19 protein-coding genes are annotated in these 21,136 nt (G+C 54.6%); 17 read left to right on the forward strand and 2 right to left on the reverse strand.

Annotated elements, in window-relative coordinates:
- Nucleotides 1–252 precede the first annotated feature (252 nt).
- The 14 genes from lrhA to nuoN all read left to right on the forward strand — a co-directional run bounded on the left by lrhA (nucleotide 253) and on the right by nuoN (nucleotide 16,761).
- A complete protein-coding gene (lrhA, locus tag HED65_RS04785; RefSeq protein ID WP_114977647.1) occupies nucleotides 253–1,191 on the forward strand; it encodes a transcriptional regulator LrhA in 939 nt (312 codons plus the stop codon).
- 630 nt (nucleotides 1,192–1,821) lie between these two features.
- A complete protein-coding gene (nuoA, locus tag HED65_RS04790) occupies nucleotides 1,822–2,262 on the forward strand; it encodes an NADH-quinone oxidoreductase subunit NuoA (RefSeq protein ID WP_014171000.1) in 441 nt (146 codons plus the stop codon).
- 15 nt (nucleotides 2,263–2,277) lie between these two features.
- The gene (nuoB, locus tag HED65_RS04795; RefSeq protein WP_003861482.1) at nucleotides 2,278–2,952 is read left to right on the forward strand and encodes an NADH-quinone oxidoreductase subunit NuoB; all 675 of its coding nucleotides are present in this window, start codon (nucleotides 2,278–2,280) and stop codon (nucleotides 2,950–2,952) included.
- An 89-nt stretch (nucleotides 2,953–3,041) separates the two neighbouring features.
- A complete protein-coding gene (gene nuoC, locus HED65_RS04800; protein WP_023312537.1) occupies nucleotides 3,042–4,844 on the forward strand; it encodes an NADH-quinone oxidoreductase subunit C/D in 1,803 nt (600 codons plus the stop codon).
- A gap of 2 nt (nucleotides 4,845–4,846) precedes the next feature.
- Nucleotides 4,847–5,347: an NADH-quinone oxidoreductase subunit NuoE gene (nuoE, locus tag HED65_RS04805; RefSeq protein ID WP_006176513.1), complete on the forward strand. Its 501-nt coding sequence runs from the start codon at nucleotides 4,847–4,849 to the stop codon at nucleotides 5,345–5,347.
- A complete protein-coding gene (nuoF, locus tag HED65_RS04810; RefSeq protein WP_023312536.1) occupies nucleotides 5,344–6,681 on the forward strand; it encodes an NADH-quinone oxidoreductase subunit NuoF in 1,338 nt (445 codons plus the stop codon). The genes nuoE and nuoF overlap by 4 nt, the downstream gene beginning before the upstream one ends.
- Before the next feature lie 54 nt (nucleotides 6,682–6,735).
- Complete coding sequence (gene nuoG / locus HED65_RS04815) at nucleotides 6,736–9,459, forward strand: NADH-quinone oxidoreductase subunit NuoG (protein WP_147279782.1); 2,724 nt, start codon at nucleotides 6,736–6,738, stop codon at nucleotides 9,457–9,459.
- Entirely contained in the window at nucleotides 9,456–10,433 is a 978-nt protein-coding gene (nuoH, locus tag HED65_RS04820) for an NADH-quinone oxidoreductase subunit NuoH (protein WP_008500211.1), read from the forward strand. Before nuoG ends, nuoH begins: the two co-directional genes overlap by 4 nt.
- A gap of 13 nt (nucleotides 10,434–10,446) precedes the next feature.
- Complete coding sequence (nuoI, locus tag HED65_RS04825) at nucleotides 10,447–10,989, forward strand: NADH-quinone oxidoreductase subunit NuoI (protein ID WP_003861491.1); 543 nt, start codon at nucleotides 10,447–10,449, stop codon at nucleotides 10,987–10,989.
- Nucleotides 10,990–10,999: 10 nt separating this feature from the next.
- Complete coding sequence (nuoJ, locus tag HED65_RS04830) at nucleotides 11,000–11,554, forward strand: NADH-quinone oxidoreductase subunit J (RefSeq protein WP_047346614.1); 555 nt, start codon at nucleotides 11,000–11,002, stop codon at nucleotides 11,552–11,554.
- Nucleotides 11,551–11,853 carry an NADH-quinone oxidoreductase subunit NuoK gene (nuoK, locus tag HED65_RS04835; RefSeq protein WP_003861496.1) on the forward strand — a complete coding sequence of 101 codons (303 nt, stop codon included), beginning with the start codon at nucleotides 11,551–11,553 and terminating at the stop codon, nucleotides 11,851–11,853. Before nuoJ ends, nuoK begins: the two co-directional genes overlap by 4 nt.
- Entirely contained in the window at nucleotides 11,850–13,691 is a 1,842-nt protein-coding gene (gene nuoL, locus HED65_RS04840) for an NADH-quinone oxidoreductase subunit L (RefSeq protein WP_028016247.1), read from the forward strand. The genes nuoK and nuoL overlap by 4 nt, the downstream gene beginning before the upstream one ends.
- Before the next feature lie 76 nt (nucleotides 13,692–13,767).
- A complete protein-coding gene (gene nuoM, locus HED65_RS04845; RefSeq protein WP_028016248.1) occupies nucleotides 13,768–15,297 on the forward strand; it encodes an NADH-quinone oxidoreductase subunit M in 1,530 nt (509 codons plus the stop codon).
- Nucleotides 15,298–15,303: 6 nt separating this feature from the next.
- On the forward strand, nucleotides 15,304–16,761 hold the full coding sequence (gene nuoN / locus HED65_RS04850) for an NADH-quinone oxidoreductase subunit NuoN (RefSeq protein ID WP_114977649.1): 1,458 nt from the start codon (nucleotides 15,304–15,306) through the stop codon (nucleotides 16,759–16,761).
- A gap of 91 nt (nucleotides 16,762–16,852) precedes the next feature.
- Here the strand turns inward: nuoN and HED65_RS04855 are convergent, their stop codons facing one another.
- Both HED65_RS04855 and rnz read right to left on the reverse strand, forming a co-directional pair.
- The gene (locus HED65_RS04855) at nucleotides 16,853–17,857 is read right to left on the reverse strand and encodes a chemotaxis protein (RefSeq protein WP_108090827.1); all 1,005 of its coding nucleotides are present in this window, start codon (nucleotides 17,855–17,857) and stop codon (nucleotides 16,853–16,855) included.
- A 64-nt stretch (nucleotides 17,858–17,921) separates the two neighbouring features.
- Complete coding sequence (gene rnz / locus HED65_RS04860; protein ID WP_114977650.1) at nucleotides 17,922–18,839, reverse strand: ribonuclease Z; 918 nt, start codon at nucleotides 18,837–18,839, stop codon at nucleotides 17,922–17,924.
- A gap of 71 nt (nucleotides 18,840–18,910) precedes the next feature.
- On the opposite strand from rnz, the gene HED65_RS04865 reads away from it, so the two are divergent.
- The 3 genes from HED65_RS04865 (at nucleotide 18,911) to menF (ending at nucleotide 21,123) form a co-directional block, all read left to right on the forward strand.
- Nucleotides 18,911–19,372: a GNAT family N-acetyltransferase gene (locus tag HED65_RS04865; protein WP_114977651.1), complete on the forward strand. Its 462-nt coding sequence runs from the start codon at nucleotides 18,911–18,913 to the stop codon at nucleotides 19,370–19,372.
- Nucleotides 19,373–19,425: 53 nt separating this feature from the next.
- On the forward strand, nucleotides 19,426–19,731 hold the full coding sequence (elaB, locus tag HED65_RS04870; protein ID WP_028016253.1) for a stress response protein ElaB: 306 nt from the start codon (nucleotides 19,426–19,428) through the stop codon (nucleotides 19,729–19,731).
- Nucleotides 19,732–19,827: 96 nt separating this feature from the next.
- Nucleotides 19,828–21,123 carry an isochorismate synthase MenF gene (gene menF / locus HED65_RS04875; RefSeq protein WP_114977652.1) on the forward strand — a complete coding sequence of 432 codons (1,296 nt, stop codon included), beginning with the start codon at nucleotides 19,828–19,830 and terminating at the stop codon, nucleotides 21,121–21,123.
- Nucleotides 21,124–21,136 lie beyond the last annotated feature (13 nt).

Here is a 21,136-nt window from a genome sequence, read left to right on the forward strand (position 1 = left end):
AGAAAAGGTGTTGTACCTTTAATGTAATTTACATAAACCTGCGAACATCTAATTATCCTGAACGTTTAAGAGAATAAAAATAACGTCATGAAACGTGCTTTCTGACTGTTGATATAAAGCAGCACAATAACTATCTGTCAGGCAGTCTGCCGGGCCGGGATGCGAGGGAAAACCTTCAGAAGGAATTGCTTAACTGTTACACACAGCTTCAACCCGGGCAGCTCCGCACGAGCAACCTGAAAGTGAATAGATATGATAAATGCAAATCGTCCGATAATGAATCTCGACCTCGATCTGCTGAGAACGTTTGTTGCGGTCGCTGATCTCAACACTTTTGCAGCTGCTGCTGCCGCCGTTTGCCGAACCCAGTCCGCCGTTAGCCAGCAAATGCAGCGGCTGGAGCAACTGGTTGGTAAAGAGCTTTTTGCCCGTCACGGGCGTAATAAACTCTTAACGGAACACGGTATTCAGCTTCTGGGTTATGCCAGGAAAATTCTTCGCTTTAATGATGAAGCATGTATGTCATTAATGTTTAGCAACCTCCAGGGGGTGCTAACGTTAGGTGCATCTGATGAGTCAGCAGATACGATATTGCCGTTCCTGCTCAACCGTATTAGCTCGGTTTATCCGAAGCTTGCGCTGGATGTGAGCGTAAAACGCAATGCCTTTATGGTTGAGATGTTAGATGAGAAAAAGGTCGACCTGGTGGTCACCACGCATCGTCCCGGGCAGTTTGATTGCCTGACGTTGCGTACATCGCCAACGCACTGGTATTGCGCAGCAGAATATGTGCTGCAAAAAGGGGAGCCTGTTCCACTGGTTTTACTGGATGACCCGAGTCCTTTCCGCGATATGGTGCTGACGGCGTTAAATGAAGCCAATATTCCGTGGCGTTTAGCGTATGTGGCTTCCACGTTGCCAGCGGTTCGCGCTGCTGTGAAAGCAGGGCTAGGCGTAACGGCACGCCCGGTAGAGATGATGAGCCCTGACCTGCGTGTGTTGGGCAAGTCTGATGGTCTTCCGATGCTACCCGATACGGAATATCTGCTCTGCCACAACTCGTCCAGCCATAACGAGCTGGCGAAAGTGGTGTTTGAGGCAATGGAAAACTACCATAACCCGTGGCAGTTCGAGCACGTTACCTCCGAAGGGGGGGATGATTCCCTGATCATGGAAGGCGATTTTGAGTGATCAATAGCTCAAAATTCTGGTAACAAAATGTAAGTGTAAAAAAAGGCCACTCATGTGATTTTTGCATGCAGTGGCTTTTTTTTGGCAATAATATCCACTTACGCGACATGGATTAAATAAATATTTTTTGTTTATCAATAGGATAAGTTGTTTTGCTTAAAACTTGTCCGTTTTCTGTTCTCACGTCACCCCTATCCCTCGCATGTTAAAAAAACAGGAAATATGTTGCCGTTTTCTTGGTTGAATTAACAAAAGCGTGTCGCAGATCAAGAAAATACTCCTATTTGGGGGGAGGAATCGCTGGCAAATCCTGTCAAAATAGGAGGGTTATTTTTTTTACTTCCGAAACGGACACGATTCAACAACATACATTTGACGGAAAGTCATGCACCCACCAGGGTTAAAGGGCACCAAATGTTAATGAGAATCGCTCGATGTAATTTAATGTGAAGAAACCTTTGTTAAAGTTGACAATAGGTTATAGAAAGGAGTAAAAAACCCCATCATTTTGCTGTCTCCGTCTCATTTCTGACAGTTAGTGTAAGGTTATTTGTTCCTCCCCATGAATCGATGTGATGCCCATCTGCCAGCAAGAGCAGTGTCGTAGGTATCACTTTTGATGAGTAAGCAATGAGTATGTCAACATCCACAGAAGTCATCGCTCATCACTGGGCATTCGCAATCTTTCTTATTGTAGCCATTGGCCTGTGCTGCCTGATGTTAGTCGGCGGCTGGTTCCTGGGCGGTCGCGCCCGTGCAAGGCACAAAAACACACCTTTCGAATCAGGTATTGATTCCGTAGGTTCCGCTCGCTTACGCCTGTCTGCCAAGTTCTATCTGGTAGCCATGTTCTTCGTCATCTTTGACGTGGAAGCGCTTTACCTTTTCGCATGGTCAACGTCCATCCGCGAAAGTGGTTGGGTGGGCTTTGTCGAGGCCGCAATTTTCATTTTAGTGCTACTGGCCGGTCTGGTTTATCTGGTGCGTATTGGCGCGCTTGACTGGACGCCTGCGCGTTCACGTCGTGAACACATCAACCCGGAAAACAGTATCTCTAATCGTCAGCAGTAACAGCGAGGCAATAAGATGGATTATACGCTCACCCGCATAGATCCTAACGGTGAGAATGACCGTTACCCCCTGCAAAAACAGGAGATCGTAACCGACCCCCTGGAGCAAGAAGTCAATAAAAGCGTGTACATGGGCAAACTCGAGCATGCCATGCACGATATGGTCAACTGGGGTCGTAAGAACTCCATCTGGCCATACAACTTTGGCCTTTCTTGCTGCTACGTTGAAATGGTGACGTCATTCACTGCGGTGCATGACGTTGCGCGTTTTGGGGCAGAGGTACTGCGTGCTTCCCCACGTCAGGCTGACCTGATGGTGGTGGCCGGTACGTGCTTTACCAAGATGGCACCTGTTATTCAGCGTCTTTATGACCAGATGCTGGAGCCAAAATGGGTTATCTCCATGGGCGCATGTGCAAACTCTGGCGGTATGTACGACATCTATTCCGTCGTGCAGGGCGTAGATAAGTTTATTCCAGTGGATGTATACATCCCAGGTTGCCCGCCTCGTCCGGAAGCTTACATGCAGGCGCTGATGCTGCTGCAGGAGTCTATCGGTAAAGAACGTCGCCCACTGTCGTGGGTTGTTGGCGATCAGGGTGTGTATCGCGCGAACATGCAGTCTGAGCGCGAGCGTAAACGTGGTGAACGTATTGCCGTCACCAATCTGCGTACGCCTGACGAAATTTAATTTGCGCCTGTGGGCCTGGAGAACACCTTCGCATATCACTACTCAAATAGCGCGAAGCCAGGCTTAACAGTCACCACGGACCATTTGCAATGGTGAACAATATGACCGACTTAACCGCGCAAGAAGCCGCCTGGCAGACCCGGGATCATCTGGATGACCCAGTCATTGGCGAACTGCGCAACCGTTTTGGGCCGGATGCCTTTACTGTTCAGGCGACCCGCACCGGGGTACCCGTTGTTTGGGTGAAGCGTGAACAATTACTGGAAGTTGTCGATTTCCTCAAGAAATTGCCAAAACCGTATGTCATGCTGTTTGACTTACACGGCATGGATGAACGTCTGCGTACTCACCGCCAGGGCCTCCCTGCTGCGGATTTTTCCGTTTTCTACCACCTGATCTCAATAGACCGCAATACGGATATCATGCTCAAGGTGGCATTGTCTGAAAACGACATGCATCTGCCGACGATCACCAAACTTTTCCCGAACGCGAACTGGTATGAGCGTGAAACCTGGGAAATGTTCGGCATGACCTTCGACGGCCACCCGCATCTGACGCGTATCATGATGCCGCAGACCTGGACAGGCCACCCGCTGCGTAAAGACTACCCGGCACGTGCAACAGAATTCGACCCGTTTGAGCTGACCAAAGCCAAGCAGGATCTGGAGATGGAAGCGCTGACCTTCAAGCCGGAAGACTGGGGCATGAAGCGCGGTACCGACAACGAGGACTTCATGTTCCTTAACCTCGGTCCAAACCACCCGTCTGCGCACGGTGCATTCCGTATTATTCTTCAGCTCGACGGCGAAGAGATTGTCGACTGCGTCCCGGATATCGGCTACCACCACCGTGGTGCTGAGAAGATGGGTGAGCGTCAGTCCTGGCACAGTTACATTCCGTATACCGACCGTATCGAATATCTCGGCGGCTGCGTAAACGAAATGCCATACGTGCTGGCCGTTGAGAAACTGGCGGGTATCGTTACGCCGGATCGCGTTAACGTGATCCGCGTTATGCTGTCCGAGCTGTTCCGTATCAACAGCCACCTGCTGTACATCTCTACGTTCATTCAGGACGTGGGTGCGATGACCCCGGTCTTCTTCGCTTTTACCGACCGTCAGAAAATCTACGATCTGGTTGAAGCAATTACCGGTTTCCGTATGCACCCGGCCTGGTTCCGTATTGGCGGTGTGGCACACGATCTGCCGCGCGGCTGGGACCGTCTGCTGCGTGAATTCCTCGACTGGATGCCAAAACGACTGGCCTCTTACGAGAAAGCCGCACTGCGTAACACCATTCTGAAAGGCCGTTCCCAGGGCGTTGCTGCCTACGGTGCGAAAGAGGCGCTGGAGTGGGGTACCACAGGTGCAGGTCTGCGTGCGACCGGTATTGATTTCGACGTGCGTAAAGCCCGTCCTTACTCTGGCTACGAGAACTTCGACTTTGAAGTCCCGGTTGGCGGCGGTGTTTCCGACTGCTATACCCGCGTGATGCTGAAAGTGGAAGAGTTGCGCCAGAGTCTGCGCATTCTTGAGCAGTGCCTCAACAACATGCCGGAAGGCCCGTTCAAAGCGGATCACCCGCTGACGACGCCGCCACCGAAAGAGCGCACGCTGCAACATATCGAAACCCTGATCACCCACTTCCTGCAGGTTTCCTGGGGCCCGGTCATGCCGGCACAAGAATCCTTCCAGATGATTGAAGCGACCAAGGGTATTAACAGTTACTACCTGACCAGTGACGGCAGCACCATGAGCTACCGTACCCGCGTGCGTACGCCGAGTTTTGCGCATCTGCAGCAGATCCCGTCCGCCATCCGCGGCAGTCTGGTCTCCGACCTGATTGTGTATCTGGGTAGTATCGATTTTGTTATGTCAGATGTGGACCGCTAATTATGCACGAAAATCAACAACCACAGACCGAGGCTTTTGAGCTGAGTGAAGCAGAGCGTGCCGCCATTGAGCACGAGATGCACCACTACGAAGACCCGCGTGCGGCGTCCATTGAAGCGCTGAAAATCGTACAGAAACAGCGTGGCTGGGTGCCGGATGGGGCGATCTATGAGATCGCAAAAGTGCTGGGTATTCCGGCCAGTGACGTAGAAGGTGTAGCCACGTTCTACAGCCAGATCTTCCGCCAGCCGGTTGGCCGCCACGTGATCCGCTACTGTGACAGTGTTGTTTGTCACATTACCGGCTACCAGGGCATTCAGGCTGCGATTGAGAAGAAGCTCAATATCAAGCCTGGCCAGACCACGTTCGATGGTCGCTTTACTCTGCTGCCAACCTGCTGCCTGGGTAACTGCGACAAGGGGCCGACCATGATGATTGATGAGGACACTCACAGCCATCTGACGCCGGAAGCCATTCCTGACCTGCTGGAGCAGTACAAATGAAAACGGTAATTCGTACTGCTGAGACCCATCCGCTGACCTGGCGTCTGCGTGATGATAAACAGCCGGTATGGCTCGACGAATATCAGAGCAAAAACGGCTATGCCGGTGCGCGTAAAGCCCTGGGTGGCATGGCACCGGACGATATCGTTAACGCGGTAAAAGATTCCGGCCTGAAGGGGCGCGGTGGTGCAGGTTTCTCCACGGGTCTGAAGTGGAGCCTGATGCCAAAAGACGAATCCATGAACATCCGTTATCTGCTGTGTAACGCCGATGAAATGGAGCCGGGTACCTATAAAGACCGTCTGTTGATGGAACAACTGCCGCACCTGCTGGTGGAAGGTATGTTGATCTCTGCGTTCGCGCTGAAAGCATACCGTGGTTACATCTTCCTGCGTGGTGAGTACATCGAAGCGGCAGAAAACCTGCGTCGCGCGATTGCCGAAGCCACCGAAGCGGGTCTGCTCGGTAAAAATATTCTGGGCACCGGTTTTGACTTCGAACTGTTCGTGCACACCGGTGCCGGGCGTTATATCTGCGGTGAAGAAACCGCGCTGATTAACTCCCTGGAAGGTCGTCGTGCGAACCCGCGTTCCAAGCCACCGTTCCCGGCAAGCTCCGGTGTATGGGGTAAACCGACCTGCGTAAACAACGTCGAAACCCTGTGTAACGTTCCGGCTATCCTCGCCAATGGTGTGGAGTGGTATCAGGGCATCTCTTCAAGCAAAGATGCCGGTACCAAGCTGATGGGCTTCTCCGGTCGCGTTAAGAACCCAGGCGTCTGGGAACTGCCGTTCGGTACGACCGCGCGCGAAATTCTTGAAGACTATGCCGGCGGGATGCGTGATGGCCTGAAATTCAAAGCCTGGCAGCCGGGTGGGGCAGGGACAGACTTCCTGACTGAGGCCCACCTTGATCTGCCAATGGAATTCGAAAGCATTGGTAAAGCAGGCAGCCGTCTGGGTACGGCGCTGGCGATGGCAGTCGACCACGAGATCGGCATGGTATCGCTGGTACGTAACCTGGAAGAGTTCTTCGCCCGTGAGTCCTGCGGCTGGTGTACACCGTGCCGTGATGGTCTGCCGTGGAGCGTGAAGATCCTGCGTGCTATCGAGCGTGGCGAAGGCCAGCCGGGTGATATCGAGACACTTGAGCAACTGTGTCGATTCTTAGGCCCAGGCAAAACCTTCTGTGCCCACGCACCGGGTGCCGTCGAGCCACTGCAGAGCGCGATTAAATATTTCCGCGACGAATTCGAAGCAGGCATCAAGCAGCCGTTCAGCAATACCCATGCCATCAATGGGATTCAGCCGAACCTGCTGAAAGCGCGCTGGTAAAGACAGAATTTTGATTAACGCTCGGTTTCGACCGAGCCAACTGGAAGCATGCTAATGGCTACGATTCATGTAGACGGCAAAGAATATGAGGTCAACGGGGCGGACAACCTGCTGGAAGCTTGTCTGTCGCTCGGCCTTGATATTCCGTACTTTTGCTGGCATCCGGCGCTGGGCAGCGTCGGTGCTTGCCGCCAGTGTGCGGTGAAGCAATATCAAAACGCGGAAGACACGCGTGGTCGCCTGGTGATGTCCTGTATGACGCCAGCCACCGAAGGCACCTTTATTTCGATTGATGACGAAGAAGCCAAACAGTTCCGCGAAAGCGTTGTGGAATGGTTGATGACCAACCACCCGCACGACTGTCCGGTCTGTGAAGAGGGCGGTAACTGCCACCTTCAGGATATGACCGTAATGACCGGTCACAGTTTCCGTCGCTATCGCTTTACCAAGCGTACCCACCGTAACCAGGACCTGGGGCCGTTCATCTCTCACGAAATGAACCGCTGCATTGCCTGCTACCGCTGCGTGCGTTACTACAAAGACTACGCAGACGGCCAGGATCTGGGCGTATATGGCGCGCATGACAACGTTTACTTCGGTCGTCCGGAAGACGGTACGCTTGAAAGCGAATTCTCCGGTAACCTGGTAGAAATCTGCCCGACCGGCGTATTCACCGATAAAACGCACTCCGAGCGCTACAACCGTAAATGGGACATGCAGTTTGCACCAAGCATCTGCCAGCAGTGTTCTCTCGGCTGTAACACCAGCCCGGGTGAACGCTACGGCGAACTGCGTCGTATCGAAAACCGTTATAACGGTACCGTTAACCACTACTTCCTGTGCGACCGCGGTCGTTTCGGCTATGGCTATGTGAACCTGAAAGACCGTCCGCGTCAGCCGGTTCAGCGCCGTGGCGACGACTTCATCACCCTGAATGCTGAACAGGCGATGCAGGGTGCGGCAGATATTCTGCGCCAGTCGAAGAAAGTGATCGGTATCGGTTCCCCGCGCGCCAGCATCGAAAGCAACTTCGCGCTGCGTGAACTGGTTGGGGCGGAAAACTTCTACACCGGTATCGCCCAGGGCGAGCAGGAACGTCTGCAACTGGTCCTGAAAGTGCTGCGTGAAGGTGGTATTCATACCCCTGCGCTGCGCGAAATCGAATCTTATGATGCAGTTCTGGTGCTGGGTGAAGATTTGACTCAGACCGGCGCTCGTGCGGCTCTGGCGGTTCGCCAGGCGGTGAAAGGGAAAGCACGTGAAATGGCAGCAGCACAGAAAGTGGCTGACTGGCAGATTGCTGCAATCCTGAACATCGGTCAGCGCGCGAAACATCCTCTGTTTGTGACTAACGTCGACAACACCCGTCTGGATGATATCGCGGCGTGGACTTACTGCGCCCCGGTTGAAGATCAGGCCCGTCTTGGCTTCGCGATTGCACACGCTCTGGACAACAACTCTCCAGCCGTTGAACTGGATCGCGACCTGCAAAACAAGGTCGACGTGATTGTTCAGGCGCTGGCGGGTGCGAAGAAACCTCTGATTATTTCTGGTACTAACGCCGGAAGCGCGGAGATCATTCAGGCGGCAGCGAACGTTGCCAAAGCCCTGAAAGGCCGCGGTGCTGACGTTGGCGTGACCATGATTGCCCGTGCGGTAAACAGCATTGGTCTGGGGATGATTGGCGGCGGTTCGCTGGAAGCTGCATTGGGCGAACTGGAATCCGGTGCCGCTGACGCCGTTGTGGTGCTGGAAAACGACCTGCATCGCCATGCTTCTGCCGCACGCGTTGACGCCGCGCTCTCCAAAGCGCCGCTGGTGATGGTTATTGACCATCAGCGTACGGCGATTATGGATAAAGCGCACCTGGTCCTCTCTGCGGCAAGCTTCGCAGAAAGCGACGGTACTGTTATCAACAATGAAGGCCGCGCACAGCGTTTCTTCCAGGTTTACGATCCGGCGTACTACGACAGCAGCACTGTGATGCTGGAAAGCTGGCGCTGGCTGCACTCCCTGCATAGCACCGTGCAGAGCCGTGAAGTGGACTGGACGCAACTCGACCACGTTATCGACGCGGTTGTTGAAAAACTTCCTCAGCTGGCAGGCATTAAAGATGCTGCCCCTGAAGCGAGCTTCCGCATTCGTGGCCAGAAACTGGCGCGTGAACCGCACCGTTACAGTGGCCGTACCGCAATGCGTGCCAACATCAGCGTGCACGAACCGCGTCAGCCTCAGGATAAAGACACGATGTTCGCCTTCTCAATGGAAGGGAACAACCAGCCGTCTGCACCGCGTTCGCAGATCCCATTCGCCTGGGCACCAGGCTGGAACTCCCCGCAGGCATGGAACAAGTTCCAGGCGGAAGTGGGCGGTTCTCTGCGTCACGGCGACCCTGGTGTGCGTCTGATCGAAGCCTCCGAAACTGGTCTGGACTTCTTCACGACTGTTCCGGCGAGCTTCCAGGCTCAGGAAGGGAACTGGCGTATCGCGCCGTACTACCATCTGTTTGGTAGCGACGAGCTGTCCCAGCGCTCTCCGGTATTCCAGCAACGTATGCCGCAGCCATACATCAAGCTCAACCCGGCGGATGCCGCGAAGCTTGGCGTTAATGCTGGCGCGAACATCGCCTTTAGCTACGACGGTCAGACAATCAGCCTGCCGCTGATTATCTCTGAAGGCCTGACAGCAGGGCAGGTGGGTCTGCCAATGGGTATGTCTGGGATTGCGCCGGTACTGGCGGGTGCGCGTCTTGATAATCTGCAGGAGGCAAAAGCATGAGTTGGTTAACGCCGGATCTTATCGACATCCTGCTGAGCATTCTGAAAGCGATTGTCATCCTGCTGGTGGTTGTCACCTGCGGCGCGTTCATGAGCTTTGGTGAACGTCGTCTGCTCGGTCTGTTCCAGAACCGTTACGGACCGAACCGCGTGGGCTGGGGTGGTTCACTCCAGCTGGTTGCGGATATGATCAAGATGTTCTTTAAAGAGGACTGGATCCCGCGCTTCTCCGACCGCGTGATCTTTACTCTGGCACCGATGATCGCCTTCACCTCGCTGCTGCTGGCGTTTGCCATCGTTCCTGTCAGCCCAACCTGGGTTGTGGCTGACCTGAACATCGGCATTCTGTTCTTCCTGATGATGGCAGGGCTCGCGGTTTACGCGGTCCTGTTCGCAGGCTGGTCCAGTAACAACAAATACTCGCTGCTGGGTGCGATGCGTGCTTCCGCGCAAACGCTGAGCTACGAAGTGTTCCTGGGTCTCTCCCTGATGGGCGTGGTGGCGCAGGCCGGTTCATTTAATATGACCGACATCGTCAACAACCAGGCTGACATCTGGAACGTTATCCCGCAGTTCTTTGGTTTTATTACCTTTGCTATCGCGGGCGTGGCGGTGTGTCACCGTCACCCGTTTGACCAGCCAGAAGCCGAACAGGAACTGGCCGACGGTTACCACATTGAATATTCCGGTATGAAATTCGGTCTGTTCTTCGTGGGCGAGTACATCGGTATTGTCACCATTTCCGCGTTGATGGTAACGCTGTTCTTTGGTGGCTGGCATGGCCCGTTCTTACCGCCGTTCATCTGGTTCGCGCTGAAAACCGCGTTCTTCATGATGATGTTCATTTTGATTCGCGCAGCGTTACCTCGTCCGCGTTATGACCAGGTAATGTCCTTCGGCTGGAAAGTGTGCCTGCCGCTGACGCTCGTCAACTTGTTGGTAACGGCGGCTGTCATTCTCTGGCAGCAGCCATAAGGGGCTATAGACCATGACCTTAAAAGAATTACTGGTAGGCTTCGGTACCCAGGTACGCAGTATCTGGATGATCGGCCTGCACGCGTTTGCGAAACGCGAAACCCGGATGTACCCGGAAGAACCGGTATATCTGCCGCCGCGCTACCGTGGTCGTATCGTGCTGACGCGCGATCCGGACGGTTCCGAGCGCTGCGTTGCCTGTAACCTGTGTGCGGTAGCGTGTCCGGTAGGCTGTATCTCTCTGCAAAAAGCAGAGACGGTAGATGGCCGCTGGTATCCTGAGTTCTTCCGCATCAACTTCTCACGCTGCATCTTCTGTGGTCTGTGTGAAGAAGCGTGCCCAACCACGGCGATTCAGCTGACTCCAGACTTCGAACTGGGTGAGTACAAACGTCAGGATCTGGTGTACGAGAAAGAGGATCTGCTGATTTCCGGTCCGGGCAAATACCCGGAATATAACTTCTACCGGATGGCGGGTATGGCAATCGACGGCAAAGATAAGGGCGAAGCAGAGAACGAAGCTAAGCCTATCGACGTCAAGAGCCTGTTACCGTAAGGAGAGGGCAATGGAATTCGCTTTTTATATCTGTGGCCTTATCGCCATCCTGGCTACGCTGCGAGTGATCACGCACACCAACCCGGTGCATGCGCTGCTGTACTTAATCATTTCGCTGCTGGCCATTTCCGGGGTGTTCTTTGCATTGGGCGCGCACTTCGCCGGTGCACTGGAAATCATCGTCTACGCCGGGGCCATTATGGTTCTGTTCGTGTTCGTGGTGATGATGCTGAACCTGGGCGGCTCTGAAATTGAGCAGGAACGTCAGTGGTTAAAACCGCAGGTGTGGATTGGCCCGGCAATTTTGTCGGCCATCATGCTGGTGGTGATTGTTTACGCCATTCTGGGTGTTAACGATCAGGGCATCGACGGCACGCCGATCAGCGCGAAAGAGGTCGGCATTACACTCTTTGGCCCATACGTTCTGGCGGTGGAACTGGCGTCGATGCTGCTGCTGGCTGGTCTGGTTGTTGCCTTCCACGTTGGCCGCGAAGAGCGTGCTGGCGAGGTGCTGAGCAACCGCACTGACGACCGCGCGAAAAGAAAAACGGAGGAGCGCGCATGATCCCCTTAACACATGGACTGATCCTCGCTGCGATTTTATTCGTTCTGGGTCTGACCGGTCTGGTTATCCGCCGCAATCTGCTGTTTATGCTGATCGGCCTGGAAATCATGATTAACGCCTCCGCGCTGGCCTTCGTGGTCGCCGGAAGCTACTGGGGCCAGACCGATGGTCAGGTGATGTACATTCTCGCCATCAGCCTCGCGGCTGCCGAAGCGAGTATTGGCCTGGCGCTGTTACTGCAGCTCCATCGTCGCCGCCAGAACCTGAACATCGATTCAGTAAGTGAGTTGCGTGGATGAACATGCTTGCCTTAACCATTATTTTTCCGCTGATTGGCTTCGTGCTGCTGGCGTTTTCTCGTGGCCGCTGGTCTGAGAATCTGTCTGCGACCGTAGGCATTGGCTCTATCGGTCTGGCTGCGCTGGTGACGGCGTACGCGGGTATCGACTTCTTCAATAACGGACGTCAGCCTTTCAGCGTACCGCTGTGGACCTGGATGTCGGTCGGTGATTTCAACATCGGTTTCAACCTGGTGCTGGATGGTCTCTCGCTGACCATGCTCTCCGTGGTGACCGGTGTGGGCTTCCTGATCCACATGTTCGCCTCCTGGTATATGCGCGGTGAAGAGGGTTACTCCCGCTTCTTCGCCTACACCAACCTGTTTATCGCCAGCATGGTGGTTCTGGTGCTGGCCGATAACCTGCTGCTGATGTATCTGGGCTGGGAAGGTGTGGGTCTGTGTTCTTACCTGCTGATCGGTTTCTACTACACCGATCCGAAGAATGGCGCAGCGGCGATGAAAGCGTTCATCGTGACCCGTGTGGGTGACGTGTTCCTCGCTTTCGCGCTGTTCATTCTTTACAACGAATTGGGCACGCTGAACTTCCGCGAAATGGTGGAACTGGCGCCGGCGCACTTCGCTGCAGGCAACAACATGCTGTGGTGGGCAACGCTGATGCTGCTGGGTGGTGCTGTAGGTAAATCCGCACAGCTGCCGTTGCAAACATGGCTGGCCGACGCGATGGCGGGTCCAACCCCTGTCTCCGCGCTGATCCACGCTGCGACCATGGTTACCGCTGGTGTTTACCTGATTGCACGTACCCACGGCCTGTTCCTGATGACCCCGGAAATTCTGCATCTGGTGGGTATCGTCGGTGCGGTTACGCTGGTGCTGGCAGGCTTTGCCGCGCTGGTGCAGACCGACATCAAACGCGTTCTCGCGTACTCCACCATGAGCCAGATTGGTTACATGTTCCTGGCGCTGGGTGTTCAGGCGTGGGACGCAGCCATTTTCCACCTGATGACGCACGCGTTCTTTAAAGCGCTGCTGTTCCTCTCATCCGGTTCCGTGATCCTGGCCTGCCACCACGAGCAGAACATCTTCAAGATGGGCGGACTGCGTAAGTCCATCCCGCTGGTATATGTTTGCTTCCTGGTGGGCGGCGCGGCGCTGGCGGCACTGCCGCTGATCACCGCGGGCTTCTTCAGTAAGGACGAAATCCTTGCGGGTGCCATGGCGAATGGTCATATCAATCTGATGGTTGCAGGTCTGGTCGGTGCGTTCATGACCTCCCTGTATACCTTCCGTATGATTTTCATCGTATTCCACGGTAAAGAACAAATTCACGCTCACGCAGGGAAGGGGATTACCCATCACCTGCCGCTGATTGTGCTGCTGGTACTCTCCACCTTCGTTGGCGCAATGATTGTGCCACCGCTGCAGGGCGTACTGCCGGACACCACCGAGCTTGAGCACGGTCGCGTTCTGACGCTTGAAATCACCTCCGGTGTGGTCGCTATCGCGGGCATCCTGATCGCTGCATGGCTGTGGCTGGGTAAACGTACGCTGGTGACGTCTGTTGCCAACAGTGCGCCTGGCCGTCTGCTGGGCACCTGGTGGTACAACGCATGGGGCTTCGACTGGCTGTACGATATGATTTTCGTCAAACCGTTCCTGGGTGTTGCGTGGCTGGTGAAACGCGATCCACTGAACAGCATGATGAATATCCCGGCGATCCTTTCCCGCTTTGCAGGTAAAGGCCTGCTGTTCAGCGAGAACGGTTACCTGCGCTGGTATGTGGCGTCCATGAGCATCGGTGCGGTTGTCGTGCTGGCGCTGCTGATGGTGTTGCGTTGATCGTTAAGTGAATTTTATTCGAATTCGTTGAAAATCAGGCCCCTGCTGGGGGCCTTTAAAAGGAATGTAAATCGCCATGTTACTACCCTGGCTAATATTAATTCCCTTCATCGGCGGCTTCCTGTGCTGGCAGACTGAACGCTTTGGCGTGAAGATGCCGCGCTGGATCGCGCTGATCACCATGGGATTGACGCTCGCGCTTGGTCTGCAACTGTGGTTGCAGGGTGGCTACTCTCTGACCCAGTCTGCGGGTATTCCGCAGTGGCAGTCTGAGTTTATCCTGCCGTGGATCCCACGTTTCGGCATTACGATCCACCTGGCCATCGACGGTTTGTCGCTGCTGATGGTGGTGCTGACCGGTCTGCTCGGCGTTCTGGCGGTACTTTGCTCCTGGCGAGAAATTGAAAAATACCAGGGCTTCTTCCACCTGAACCTGATGTGGATCCTGGGCGGCGTTATCGGCGTGTTCCTTGCCATCGACATGTTCCTGTTCTTCTTCTTCTGGGAGATGATGCTGGTGCCGATGTACTTCCTGATCGCGCTGTGGGGCCACAAGGCGTCCGACGGTAAAACGCGTATCACGGCGGCAACCAAGTTCTTCATCTATACCCAGGCGAGTGGTCTGGTGATGTTGATTGCCATTCTGGCGCTGGTGTTTGTTCACCACGATGCGACCGGGGTCTGGACGTTCAACTATGAAGACCTGCTGAAGACGCCAATGTCTCACGGCGTTGAATACCTGCTGATGCTGGGCTTCTTCATCGCCTTCGCGGTAAAAATGCCTGTGGTTCCGCTGCACGGCTGGCTGCCAGACGCGCACTCCCAGGCACCAACGGCGGGTTCCGTTGACCTGGCGGGCATCTTGCTGAAAACCGCAGCCTACGGTCTGCTGCGTTTCGCGCTGCCGCTGTTCCCGAATGCGTCCGCTGAGTTCGCGCCAATTGCCATGTGGCTGGGTGTGATCGGTATCTTCTACGGTGCCTGGATGGCCTTCACGCAGTACGACATTAAGCGTCTGATTGCTTACACCTCCGTTTCCCACATGGGCTTCGTTCTGATTGCTATCTACACTGGCAGCCAGCTCGCATACCAGGGTGCGGTGATCCAGATGATTGCGCACGGTCTGTCCGCAGCCGGCCTCTTCATCCTGTGTGGTCAGCTGTACGAACGTCTGCACACTCGCGATATGCGTATGATGGGCGGTCTGTGGAGCAAAATTAAATGGCTGCCAGCGCTGTCCATGTTCTTCGCGGTGGCTACTCTGGGTATGCCTGGCACCGGTAACTTCGTCGGCGAATTTATGATTCTGTTCGGCAGCTTCAAAGTGGTTCCGGTCATTACCGTGGTTTCGACTTTCGGTCTGGTGTTCGCTTCCGTTTACTCGCTGGCGATGCTGCACCGTGCCTACTTCGGTAAAGCGAAGAGCGAAATTGCTGCACAAGAACTGCCGGGGATGTCGCTGCGTGAGCTGTTCATCATCCTGCTGCTGGTCGTACTGCTGGTGCTGTTGGGCTTCTATCCGCAGCCGATTCTGGATACCTCGCACTCCGCGATGGGCAATATCCAGCAGTGGTTTGTTAATTCTGCTTCTACTACAAGGCCGTAATTCGCCATGACAATAACTCCACAACAACTGATCGCGCTGCTACCGCTGCTGATCGTCGGATTGACGGTGGTGGTTGTGATGCTCTCCATTGCGTGGCGACGCAATCACTTCCTGAATGCGACCCTGTCCGTTCTGGGTCTGAACGCTGCGTTGGTTTCCCTCTGGTTTGTTGGCCAGGCGGGCGCGATGGATGTCACCCCGCTGATGCGCGTTGACGGCTATGCCATGCTGTACACGGGTCTGGTTCTGCTGGCGAGCCTGGCAACCTGTACCTTTGCGTATCCGTGGCTTGAAGGCTACAACGACAACAAAGAAGAGTTTTACCTGCTGGTACTGATTGCCGCACTGGGCGGTATTCTGCTGGCGAATGCGAACCACCTGGCCGCGTTGTTCCTCGGTATTGAGCTGATCTCTCTGCCGCTGTTCGGTCTGATTGGTTATGCCTTCCGCCAGAAGCGCTCACTGGAAGCGAGTATCAAGTACACCATTCTGTCTGCTGCTGCATCGTCCTTCCTGCTGTTCGGTATCGCGCTGCTGTATGCACAGTCTGGTAACCTCTCCTTCGTTGCGCTCGGTAAGAGCCTCGGCGACGGCATGCTGCATGAGCCGCTGCTGCTGGCGGGTCTGGGCATGATGATTGTGGGCCTCGGCTTCAAACTGTCTCTGGTTCCGTTCCACCTGTGGACGCCAGACGTATACCAGGGTGCTCCGGCACCGGTTTCCACCTTCCTGGCGACAGCGAGTAAAATCGCTATCTTCGGTGTGGTCATGCGTCTGTTCCTGTATGCACCGGTGGGTGATAGTGAAGCGGTTCGCGTTGTGCTCGGCATTATCGCGTTCGTATCCATCATCTTCGGTAACCTGATGGCACTGAGCCAGACCAATATCAAACGTCTGCTGGGCTACTCGTCTATCTCCCATCTGGGTTACCTGCTGGTGGCACTGATTGCGCTGCAGAGCGGTGAGATGTCGATGGAAACCGTGGGCGTGTATCTGGCAGGTTACCTGTTCAGCAGCCTCGGCGCGTTCGGTGTGGTGAGCCTGATGTCCAGCCCATACCGTGGCCCGGATGCGGATTCACTGTTCTCCTACCGTGGTCTGTTCTGGCACCGTCCGATTCTCTCTGCCGTGATGACAGTGATGATGCTCTCTCTGGCGGGTATCCCGATGACACTGGGCTTTATCGGTAAGTTCTACGTGCTGGCCGTCGGTGTGCAGGCGCACCTGTGGTGGCTGACTGCGGGTGTGGTTATCGGCTCTGCAATCGGTCTGTATTACTACCTGCGTGTGGCGGTGAGTCTGTATCTGAGTGCACCTCAGCAACTCAACCGTGATGCCCCAACCAACTGGCAGTACAGTGCCGGTGGTATTGTGGTACTCATCTCCGCGCTGCTGGTGCTGATCTTCGGTATCTATCCGCAGCCGCTGATTGATATCGTGCAGCATGCGATGCCACTGATGTAAAAACAAAAAACCCGCCTCGGCGGGTTTTTTTATGGTTTCTCCCTCTCCCCGTGGGAGAGGGCTGGGGTGAGGGCACCAGCCCGCACCATGCTTAAGCCAACTGCTTCCGGCTAATCAATGGCCCATCAATCTTCTTCATCGAACGATCCAGCACTTCCTCAATCACCGACGACAGCTCGTTCAGTTCAAATTTCGCCACATACCCGTCAGCTTTCACTTTACGAATATGATCTTCGTTGGCGTTACCAGAAAGTGACGAGTGGATCACCACCGGAATATCTTTCAGTACCGGGTCGGTTTTGATTTTGCGCGTCAGCGTAAAACCGTCCATCTCTGGCATTTCGAGGTCGGTCAGCACCAGGGCAATTTTATCAGTGATCGGGACCCCTTCTGCCTGCGCCTGAGCAGCGAGAACGCCAATTTTTTCCCACGCATCTTTACCGGTGATATGTAGCTGCGCCGGGATCTCCATCGCCTGCAAACCTTTTTCCAGCATGGAGCGTGCGACTTTGGAATCTTCCGCGACAATTGCGACAGCACCCGGCTTGATATGGAATTTTGTGGTTTGCAGATTAGTGGCGTGCAGATCGTGGTTAGCTGGGGTGATGTCATACAGAATCTGCTCAACATCAAGTACCATCGCCAGTTCGTTGGTATCAGTCTTCTCGTCCAGACAGGCGATACTGGTGATGTAACGTCCGCTGACGGCGGTTTCCGCCGCGTGTACCTGTTTCCAGTCGAGGCGCATGATGTTCTCAACGGATTCCACGGCAAACGCCTGCACGCTGCGGGCATATTCTGTGATCAGCAGGATGTTGAGCCCCGTTGTCGGTTTACAACCCGCTACGGCGGCCAGGTCAATCACCGGAATCACCTGATCGCGAATATTTACCATACCCATCAGCGGTGATTTCATCCCGGCGGGTTTCGTGAACTCTGGCATCGGCACAATTTCACGCAACTTGAAAACGTTAATGCCAAAAAGCTCTGATTTGTTTTCGTTCAGAGACGTGCCCAGCCGGAATAACAACAGTTCAAAACGGTTCGACAGGGTCAGATTCGCCCTGTCATCAATATCTTTCTGGAAATTATCCATTCTACCCTCGAGAGAAATGCTGACCTTTTAATCGTTATCGGCATCCTGAGGGAAAAATGAAGGACTAAACGCTGACTTGAGTGAAATCTTCTGCCAGCTCACATTTCGCGAACACTGCGCGGCACTCTGCCAGCAGGCCTTCACATCCCCGAGCATCGTAACGCGAGCTGACATGGGTAACGATCAGTTTCCCGACGCCCGCGTCACGGGCAAGTTGTGCCGCCTGACGCGTTGAGCTATGCCCGCGGCTGTTGGCTTTCTCTTCCATGGCCGTTTCAAGCGTTGCTTCATGTACCATGACATCCACGCCCTGAGCCAGTCTCAATGCTGTCGGGCACGGGGCGGTGTCGCCAAAAATCGCCAGTTTTTTGCCGGGCTGGGGTGCCGCGAGATAATCCTGACCGTTAATCACACGCCCATCCTCCAGCGTGACCGTCTCTCCCTGCTTCAGACGCTGGAACAGCGGCCCGGCCTTTACCCCCGCGGCAATTAACGCGGCGGCATCCAGTGCACCGGGTTTGTCATGCGCTTCAATGCGGTAACCATAGCACTCTACCGGGTGGTTAAGAGGGTGAGCGGTGACGACATAATCCTCATCATCGAAAACCAGCCCGCCTGTGATCTCAACGACCTCCAGCGGATAATCAGTCCAGGACCCACTGAGGCGTAGCGTGGTTTCAACAAACTCATGGATACCCGCTGGCCCGTAAATCGTCAGCGGGTTAGCGTTCCCGGCCATTGAACGGCTGCACAGCAGACCAGGCAGGCCAAACAGATGGTCACCATGCAGATGAGTGATAAAAATTTTATCCAGCTTGCCTGGGTGATAAGCAGTATGTAACAGCTGATGCTGTGTCCCTTCACCGCAGTCAAACAGCCATAGCCCACCCCGGGTTGGGTGTTTAAGATCCAGCAGAATCGCGGTCACATTTCGTGAGCGAGTTGGTACGCCAGCGGACGTACCCAGAAAAATCAGTTCCATAACGCAATCAGCCCTTTGCCGAACGGGGAGGGGTTTAGTATAACGTGATGAACCCCAGGAAGGAGACTGACATGATCCAGTGGCAAGATTTACACCATAGCGAGCTCACCGTTAATTCACTGTATGCACTGCTCAAACTGCGTTGCGAAGTGTTTGTGGTAGAACAGACCTGCCCGTATCAGGATATTGATGGTGATGACCTGGTAGGAGAAAACCGCCACATCCTCGGCTGGCGTAATAATGAACTGGTGGCGTATGCGAGGATTCTGAAAAGCGAAGACGATTTCGAGCCTGTGGTGATTGGTCGCGTCATCATAAGTGGTAACGCGCGCGGTGAAAAACTGGGCTATCAGCTGATGGAAAAAACGCTGGAGGCGTGCCAGAAACAGTGGCCGGACAAGGCGTTATACCTGGGCGCGCAGGCGCACCTGCAATCTTTCTACGGCTATTTTGGCTTCACGCCGGTCACTGACGTATATGACGAAGACGGTATTCCGCACATTGGCATGGCGCGGGAGGTGAAGCAGGCGTAATGAGGCGTCGTTGGCTATAGTTAGCGGACTGGTGTACTAACATGGAGAAAAATATGTCATTTCAATCCTGGGATACCCGTATCGATGACGACCTGACGTTATTGAGAGAAACGCTGGAAGAAGTATTACGTTCGTCGGGCGACCCTGCCGATCAGAAATATATTGAGCTGAAAGAACGTGCAGAACAGGCGCTAAATGACGTTAAAAACCGCGTCAGCCATGCGTCCGACACGTACTACTACCGCGCCAAAAAGGCGGTTTATCGTGCCGATGACTACGTTCACGAAAAACCGTGGAGAGGCATTGGTGTGGGCGCAGCTGTCGGGTTAGTGTTTGGGTTGCTGCTGGCTCGGCGTTAATTTTATGTTTAACGCTTAACCACTCCCTATACGTGGGTACTGCTATTTATAACCAGTACCCCGTATAATATGAGGTTTCAACAGGGAGAGGTTCGCGTGAATTCGATTTTCCTCGCGCTGGAGCATCTGCGTAGTCAGCTTACGCAAGCGTTACCCGCAACACCCGGTTTACGTCATTTCGACGTCACTTTCCCGTTAAACGACGCTTTCGATCCGCTTGCCTGGCTTGGCGCGCAGCAGTGCTATCCCCAGTTTTACTGGCAACAGCGTAATGGTGATGAGGAACTGGCTGCTCTGGGGGCTGTCACCCAATTCTCTTCGCTGGCGTTAGCCTCGCAGTTTTTGCGTGAGCAGAATGCGGCAAATGATACCCGTATTTGCGGCCTGAATGCGTTTAACCCGGAGCAGGGCTGTCTCTTTTTACCTCGTCTGCTCTGGCGACGTTCCGCCGGAAATGCCACGTTGCGCCTGCAACTGTGGAGCGATGTCTCTCTTCAGAACGATGCCCGCATCGCGTTGGATTTTCTGCAGCAACTCCATGCCGCCAGACTTATCCGCCCGCTGTCTGTGCAGGTTGAGCGCGAAACCCATCATCCGCAAAAGCAGGAATGGCTGGAGCTTATCCGCAAGGCAACAGAGACTATCGCGCGCGGTGAATTTGAAAAGGTAGTTCTCGCCAGGGCAACTGATCTGCAGTTTAAACAGCGCGTTAACCCTGTCGCACTGATGGCCGCCAGCCGCGCCCTGAATTTAAATTGCTATCATTTCTGCATGGTTTTCGACGCCAGCAATGCGTTTCTCGGCTCAACGCCCGAGCGTCTCTGGCGGCGGCGGGGAAAATTGCTTCGTACCGAAGCGCTGGCGGGTACGGTCGCCAGTCATGTTGATGATAAACAAGCCCAGCATCTGGGCGAATGGCTGCTGAATGATGATAAAAACCAACGCGAAAATATGTTGGTAGTGGAAGATATCTGTCAGCGCCTTCAGCACTTTACCCAGACGCTTGATGTGTTGCCTGCTCAGGTTGTGCGCCTGCGCAAAGTGCAACATTTGCGCCGCTGTATCTGGACCGAGCTGAAACAGGCCAGTGATGAGCAGTGTTTGCATATTCTGCAGCCTACGGCGGCCGTTGCCGGGTTGCCGCGTCAACCTGCGCGAGCGTTTATCGAGAATGTAGAACCCTTTAACCGCGAGTGGTACGCCGGGTCGGCCGGGTATTTATCACCCGAACAAAGCGAGTTCTGCGTGGCGTTGCGCTCTGCACGTGTCCAGGATGAGGCCCTGCGGCTGTACGCCGGAGCCGGAATTGTCAGCGGGTCTGACCCGGAGCAGGAGTGGCAGGAGATAGAAAACAAAGCCGCAGGGTTGCGTTCTCTGCTCCTTAGGGATTAATACTGATTCGTGC

It is taken from the genome of Pantoea sp. LS15, assembly GCF_012241585.1.
Taxonomy (GTDB): Bacteria; Pseudomonadota; Gammaproteobacteria; order Enterobacterales; family Enterobacteriaceae; genus Enterobacter.